Source organism: Allobosea sp. 05T439, assembly GCF_056396005.1.
In genome coordinates, this window is record NZ_JBFTKP010000117.1 from 1 (window position 1) to 950 (window position 950).

2 protein-coding genes are annotated in these 950 nt (G+C 59.6%); both read right to left on the bottom strand.

Annotated features, from left to right (window positions below):
- Nucleotides 1-359: 359 nt before the first annotated feature.
- Nucleotides 360-590, bottom strand: a complete 231-nt coding sequence (locus AC1DIO_RS35300; protein ID WP_476771167.1) for a hypothetical protein — start codon at nucleotides 588-590, stop codon at nucleotides 360-362.
- A gap of 134 nt (nucleotides 591-724) precedes the next feature.
- Entirely contained in the window at nucleotides 725-934 is a 210-nt protein-coding gene (locus tag AC1DIO_RS35305; RefSeq protein WP_057193656.1) for a cold-shock protein, read from the bottom strand.
- Nucleotides 935-950: the final 16 nt, after the last annotated feature.

Sequence of the window (950 nt, forward strand, 5' to 3'; positions counted from 1 at the left end):
CGATAAAAAGATTGAGACGCCTCTCCATCCGACCCGATCATGAAGCGGCTCAGCGCCGACTTCGCAGAGAAGCCAGACCCCTGGCGGGAACTCATTATCGCGCAGCGTGGCGCAGAGGCTTGTCGGATAATCACCCAAAGCGATCGACGGCGGGCTCTATGACCCCGCCGTGGGCGCTTTTGCTTGACCCCTACCGCCCCAAAAGAGAAGGCCCGCCACCCCTTTCGGAGCGGCGGGCCATTTTCAACAGGGTAGCGTCAAACCGAGAGGCAGGAGCCACTCGAAGGCCGACACCGGTCATCCGCTCGATTTCGGGGGAAGCGGCAGGCCCGGCCCGCCGTCGCGCCGGCGCCTGGCGCTCAGGCGGCGATGGCTTTTTTCCGCTTCTTTACCGTTGGCGCAGCCAATGCCGCGGCTCGATCATTGGCTTCCTTCTCCAGGCGCTGTTGCTTCAGTTTAGCCGTGTTCGCATCACGGTGCCGGGCGAGGGTATCGGACTCCAACATGATCCGATTGCGCGCGAGCAATTGGGTCTGGGTCTTCAGAAAATTCTTGTCGGCATCGACGCGCTGCTTTGAATGTTCAGCCATGTCCATCTCCTGTGCGGTATTCCGCTGTCGCCGGCAGTAACGAAAAAAGGCCAAGCAGAAGCTTGGCCTTCCCTCGAATGACTGTTGTCGACGATGCCAGTACATCCGTGGTCATCGTCGAAGAAACAGTCAGATCATGCGGCTTGGAGCTGCTCGGCCGCCATCTTGCCCGACTTGTTGTCGCGGGCGACTTCGAAGCCGAGCTTCTGGCCTTCCTGCAAATCGCGCATTCCAGCGCGCTCGACGGCGGAGATGTGAACGAACACATCCTGGCTGCCGTCGTCAGGCTGAATGAAGCCAAAACCCTTGGTGGAATTGAACCATTTCACTGTGCCGGTGGTCATGAGAAACCCTCCTTTT

Excerpts from the sequence above, each read along its gene's own strand:
- AC1DIO_RS35305 (WP_057193656.1), bottom strand. The coding sequence starts at position 934 with ATGACCACCGGCACAGTGAAATGGTTCAATTCCACCAAGGGTTTTGGC.
- AC1DIO_RS35300 (WP_476771167.1), bottom strand. The coding sequence starts at position 590 with ATGGCTGAACATTCAAAGCAGCGCGTCGATGCCGACAAGAATTTTCTG.